Origin of the sequence: Microcystis sp. M_QC_C_20170808_M3Col (genome assembly GCF_007095505.1) — a bacterium.
Lineage (GTDB): Bacteria > Cyanobacteriota > Cyanobacteriia > Cyanobacteriales > Microcystaceae > Microcystis.
Map to the genome: position 1 here is coordinate 1 of NZ_SFBY01000132.1, position 5,202 is coordinate 5,202.

Below are 5,202 nucleotides of genomic sequence, written 5' to 3' on the forward strand. Positions count from 1 at the left end.
GTTCTGACTTTATCTGTGTGGGAATTTTCTTAACTCCTTCAACCAAACCCTTTACTACACAAGGATTTTAACCTTTTTTGTCCTCGATCGCTTTTTTATTTAAGCGAACGGTGAGTCATTACTCTCAAATGATTACCTGCTTATTACTTTGGGCTAACAAAAAGTTTTATCACTATTTTCTTGAACAACAGTCTATTAAACTTTCATAACAAGTAACCCTGAGACAATTATCAGTTTTAGCAATTAATTATTGAGATGTTAATTTATTGTAAGCGGAAATGAGCGCCGCATTTTCCCAATCATCATCAAAAGGAAGCGCATCGGTATCTGACAAAGCATTAGCCTCGATTTCTGCATCGCTCATCGATTTAACTCGCTCCCAATCGGTTAAATCTTGCCTTTCCTCTTTTGTGTTAACAATCCCCATCTTGGTGGATACTCTCTTGATACTTTCTTCGCTCACGTTCGTTTGCTCTCCTAGCACTAATCAATCGGCAAGTTTCCCCTCTTATAGTATAGACAACATAACAGATTATCCCGTTTAATTGTCCCAGCAAACACATCCTTATTTCTTGGTAATCTTGGCGATTATCTTCTCTGATTAGACAGTGACCATCGAAAATAGGAGGAACAGCCGCAAAATCTATCCCATGCTTCTCTATATTAGAATATCTTTTAGACTGATCCCAGTCAAATTTTGTAAATTTCATAAGTAAACAATCGTTTTTTTAATTCTTTTCCTAGATCATCATTCCTATATCTCCTCCTTACCTATGGTTTTGAACGAACAAAAATTTTTATCACTATTTAAACTTCAATAGTTTTTTGTTATATCGAGAAATTACTAGCCCTAAACGCAGAAATTTTGAAAAAGCGAAGCCTCCGCTTCTACTATAATCAGAGAAGGGTAATTGAAAAAATTTCTGCGTCACCTTAAATAGCTCTTTAGATTTTGCGTCCGAGAAAATTAATAATCCGGGGATTAATTTCTTTAGACCAATGTTCTTGGGGATAGTGTTTCGCTTCCGCAAGGGAGATTAATTCCACTCCTGATTTAGTGGCCAATTTTTCCACAGTGACAGAAGATAACCAAGGATCGCCCATTCCCCAGACAAAAAGGATAGGTTTTTCCAAGTTCTCTAAACCTGTCTCAATTTCTGCCATAGTTTTCGATAGGTTTAAATTGCGAATCGTGGCCAGTAAAGCGCGACCGACTGCCGAAGTTTTTAGATAAGGTTGACGGAAAATAGCCAGATCTGCATCACTAATCACAAAACCGCTACCAGTTTCTAAAGTACGATCGACTAATAAGGGATCTTGAGTCGCCATATCTCCGAGGAAAGGTAGGCCCCATTGTTTCATTATCCAGGGTAATTTGACATCCCTGGAGAGGGGAGTATTTAAGACGACCAAGCGCTCAATTTTATCGGGATTTTCTAGGGCGTATTGTAGGCCGACGGAGGCTAAAAAACCCTGGACAATGAGGGAGATTTTCGGCAATTGGAGAGCTTGAATAAAATCGGCCAAAGCTTGACAAAAAGCGCTAGGTGTGTAGGCGAATTCTCTGGCATCGGGTTTAGCGGATAAACCGGAACCGATCCAATCGGGGGCAATAGCATTAATGTTATATTCTTCTAAACTGGTTAATAATTCCCGCCAAATATAGCTATGGGCGGGTAAACCATGAAGTAGGATCACGGGGGTTGTATCTGGTTGTTGAGCGGGGTTAACCTGTCGATAAAACCACTTGAGAGAGCCGACTTCGAGAAAATTTTCTAAAATAGCCATGGTTAATGGGGGATTAATAATCATTAACCATTGTCTAACGTCTAGGAACCGATCGCACCGGCAATTTTCCCACCCTGGCAGTTATAGGGAGCTTGCGTCGAGACTTTGTGCTTCTCCGGGGGTTAAGGGCAAATGAAGACCGCATTCTTGTTTTAAACCCTTGAAACGGGTGTCTCGTTCGTTGCTATCATCGGCGGTTAAAGGCCGACTGGAGTGCCAATCGCCGACGGAGACATAACCCAGATCAAAATAGGGATGGTAGGGAAGATCGTATTTAGTCAGATACTCGTAGATGGTTTTGGCATTCCAGTCAAGGATCGGTAATATTTTGTAACGTTCGCCCTGTTGATTGACCCATTGGAGAGTTTTGCGGTGGTCGGTTTGGTCGCGACGCAAACCCGCTAACCAAGCGGCGGCCTTTAATTCCTTCAGGGCCTGTTGCATCGGTTCCACTTTGCGGATTTTGTCGTAGAGATTGAGGGAGTCCAGATCGTTATTTGACCACAATTTACCGTGGATTGCTTCCATGCGGGCGGGACTGAGGGGAGATTGATAAACTTTCAGGTTTAAATGGAGGCGTTGGCTTAATTCTTCGGCAAATTGATAGGTTTCCGGGGGAAGATAGCCAGTATCGATCCAAATGACGGGAATATCGGGGATAATTGCGGTGACGAGGTGCAACATTACCGCCGCCTGAATGCCGAAACTGGTACTCATCACCAAACCTTCCCCAAAGGTGGCTTCCGCCCAAGCGACGATTTCCGCGGCGTTAGCGGAGTCAAAACGTTGATTAATTGTAGCGAGGTCGAGGGATAGAGGGTAGGAAAAAGACCGGTCGGCAGTGGGGATGAAGGCAGTTTCTAGGGCCTGTGGATGAGAATTAAGCAAGTGTAAATCTGGCATTCTGGCTAAGATTTAAGGTATTAGTAGCGGCGGATACTGATAGAGTCCAATCTATCCATTAGGGGCTGAGAATAGAGTCAACTCCATCTCCTCCCCTTGAGAAACGTAGGTGAGACTTTCACCTCACACGGCTCCTAGTTTTACGGCTCCATTGTTAGGGATACAGCTTGACACTGGAGAGCCGTTTTATCATCCTGACACTGGCGGTCTAGTAATTGGGGGTTTTTGTATTCATCCTGACCACCGTATTGTTGAGAATGTATATACTGTACTTCTACTATATCTGATGGGGTGAAGTGTGGCCCACACTAGCGACACCTTCCTTTCTCAAAAATCTCTCTGGTTACACTAGACTCAAGTTGGCAGCCCAAACAGTCTCTGGTGACATCTAATTGACCTCGATTAATGATAACCAAGTTAAGCAAGATTGGCAGGAATTGTCGCTAGTTTTTGCAGTTGTTTTTCAATATTGGCCCTTAATTCAGTGCGGGTGATTTCTTTTCCCGTTTGAGCGGTGTGTGCATTTTCCAGAAAAATAATACTATCTACTTTTTCTAGGGCAAATAATTGGAATAAAAGATGGGTTACGGGAATCAGGAGCGTTGATAGGGGTGAATTGGGGGTATTTTGAGCAGATAGGGCCATTTTTTCCGTAGCAAAGGCATAGATTACCCTTTTCTCCTGTTGCGGCTGCTGCCGATGGGCTAAGGTGGTTAGTAACCAATCACCCTGGCTATTCTGAACCACATAGTATTGTAAATGTTTTAACTGTCTGGCCACGGCCGCGAGGACGGGATTAACCGCTTCTTCCATGACTACGGTTGCCAGTCCGTAATTGACCGCGTCTCGACTTAAAATATGCAGTTGTGCCTTTAATTTCATGGCTAATAATGTCTATAAACTAATCGATATTGACCATTCCTACCAGCGATGAGCGGTTTTTCTGCCAGGACAATTTTAGGCGTTGCTGATTTGAGATCTGAATCCTCTTTGCTGGGATTTTTAAAACCTAGACCCAAACTAACTTTGGCACGGGAACCTGCACAGTTGCCATTCATCCCTTGATTCAGCAACGCTATTTAAAATTGTCGTCGTGAAAAGATGAGGATGGAGATGCCCAATAATAGACCAGTATAAACGAGACTGTAGAGGGCATTACCGATTAAGACATCAGCACTAGGCAGCAAACCATAAACGGCCTCGTTTCTAAAATTCAATCTCTCTAAATCTGGGAGAATTAGATAAATATTTTTGGTGATAGCGAGGATATTGGGATTTTTGCTGATTATACCCAATTGGATCAGATCTTTGCTGATGTGACCCATTAGATAGACCCCAAAAGTCATTAACGTGGCTATAATCGAACTGGTAAATACCCCAAAAGCGATCGCCACGGCCGCGATGAGAATTAATTCCAAACCGAGATAGAAAACCGAGACAATCAGGGGTAAAGGTTGAAAAGATACTTTCATCCCCAGCAACATCAGCAAGTAAATCACCAACATTACCCCCAACATCACCGCTAAAACCCCGGACAAACCCAAGTGTTTACCGAGGATAAATTCGGCCCGACTCAGGGGTTTGGGAATCAAAACTAAAATAGTTCTCTTGTCAATTTCCTTATTAATTAGCCCTGTACCCACAAAAACCGCAACCATTACCCCTAATAACCCGATAGCGGCTAATCCCAAGTCAAGAAAGATTTTCTGATGGGTTCCCACCGCAATTTCCGGTAATAAACGCAAAGCGAAGGCCATCAACAAGGCAAAAAACCCGATAAAGTAAAGAATTCGATCGCGAATAACCTCGCGAAAACCATTAGCTGCGATCGCCCAGATTCTCAGGATGCTGATACCCATAGCCTTTCATCGAAAATTTTGGGTCTGAAACCCCGTCGTTCTACGACGGCTTTACTGTTAAATATTAGCACATTTACAAAATATATGCCAGAATGTGAAATATGGAGAAAGCCTATTCTTACCGATTTTACCCCACACGCGAACAAGAGTCGCTATTGCGGCGCACTTTGGGCTGTGTAAGATTAGTTTACAATAAAGCTCTCCATCTCAGAACACAAGCTTGGTATGAAAGACAAGAAAGAGTAGGATATACTGAAACGTCTTCAATGCTAACCGAGTGGAAAAAGCAAGAAGAATTAGACTTTTTAAACGAAGTTAGTTGTGTACCTTTACAACAAGGGTTAAGACACCTACAAACAGCTTTCACTAACGTCTTTGCTGGTCGTACTAAGTATCCTAACTTTAGGAAAAAACATCAAGGAGGAAGTGCCGAATTTACCAAATCTGCTTTTAAATTTAAAGACAAACAAATCTATTTAGCTAAATGCACAGAACCTTTAGCAATTCGATGGTCAAGACAAATCGCAGAAAGCTGTGAACCAAGCACAGTAACAGTCAGATTACATCCTTCTGGACGCTGGCATATCTCAATTAGATTTGATGACCCAACAATTAAACCCTTACCCCCAACCGATAAAGCCATCGGAATTGA

General features: G+C 42.5%; 7 protein-coding genes. 1 reads left to right on the forward strand and 6 read right to left on the reverse strand.

The annotated features are described in order from the left end of the window. Positions 1-247: 247 nt before the first annotated feature. The 6 genes from EWV84_RS06230 to EWV84_RS06255 form a co-directional block, all read right to left on the reverse strand. Complete coding sequence (locus tag EWV84_RS06230; protein ID WP_287077199.1) at positions 248-427, reverse strand: hypothetical protein; 180 nt, start codon at positions 425-427, stop codon at positions 248-250. Beyond that, on the reverse strand, positions 414-710 hold the full coding sequence (locus EWV84_RS06235; RefSeq protein ID WP_287077201.1) for a BrnT family toxin: 297 nt from the start codon (positions 708-710) through the stop codon (positions 414-416). Before EWV84_RS06235 ends, EWV84_RS06230 begins: the two co-directional genes overlap by 14 nt. Positions 711-945: 235 nt before the next feature. After that, positions 946-1,812, reverse strand: a complete 867-nt coding sequence (locus tag EWV84_RS06240; RefSeq protein ID WP_287077204.1) for an alpha/beta fold hydrolase — start codon at positions 1,810-1,812, stop codon at positions 946-948. Positions 1,813-1,869: 57 nt separating this feature from the next. Beyond that, positions 1,870-2,691, reverse strand: a complete 822-nt coding sequence (gene cysH / locus EWV84_RS06245) for a phosphoadenosine phosphosulfate reductase (RefSeq protein ID WP_287077206.1) — start codon at positions 2,689-2,691, stop codon at positions 1,870-1,872. A gap of 417 nt (positions 2,692-3,108) precedes the next feature. After that, positions 3,109-3,573 carry a hypothetical protein gene (locus EWV84_RS06250; protein WP_287077208.1) on the reverse strand — a complete coding sequence of 155 codons (465 nt, stop codon included), beginning with the start codon at positions 3,571-3,573 and terminating at the stop codon, positions 3,109-3,111. A gap of 197 nt (positions 3,574-3,770) precedes the next feature. Next, the gene (locus tag EWV84_RS06255; protein WP_287077210.1) at positions 3,771-4,550 is read right to left on the reverse strand and encodes an ABC transporter permease; all 780 of its coding nucleotides are present in this window, start codon (positions 4,548-4,550) and stop codon (positions 3,771-3,773) included. Positions 4,551-4,651: 101 nt separating this feature from the next. On the opposite strand from EWV84_RS06255, the gene EWV84_RS06260 reads away from it, so the two are divergent. After that, a partial coding sequence (locus EWV84_RS06260; RefSeq protein ID WP_287077212.1) for an RNA-guided endonuclease InsQ/TnpB family protein occupies positions 4,652-5,202 on the forward strand: 551 nt, incomplete at its 3' end.

Excerpts from the sequence above, each read along its gene's own strand:
- EWV84_RS06230 (WP_287077199.1), bottom strand. The coding sequence starts at position 427 with ATGGGGATTGTTAACACAAAAGAGGAAAGGCAAGATTTAACCGATTGG.
- EWV84_RS06235 (WP_287077201.1), bottom strand. The coding sequence starts at position 710 with ATGAAATTTACAAAATTTGACTGGGATCAGTCTAAAAGATATTCTAAT.
- EWV84_RS06240 (WP_287077204.1), bottom strand. The coding sequence starts at position 1,812 with ATGATTATTAATCCCCCATTAACCATGGCTATTTTAGAAAATTTTCTC.
- cysH (WP_287077206.1), bottom strand. The coding sequence starts at position 2,691 with ATGCCAGATTTACACTTGCTTAATTCTCATCCACAGGCCCTAGAAACT.
- EWV84_RS06250 (WP_287077208.1), bottom strand. The coding sequence starts at position 3,573 with ATGAAATTAAAGGCACAACTGCATATTTTAAGTCGAGACGCGGTCAAT.
- EWV84_RS06255 (WP_287077210.1), bottom strand. The coding sequence starts at position 4,550 with ATGGGTATCAGCATCCTGAGAATCTGGGCGATCGCAGCTAATGGTTTT.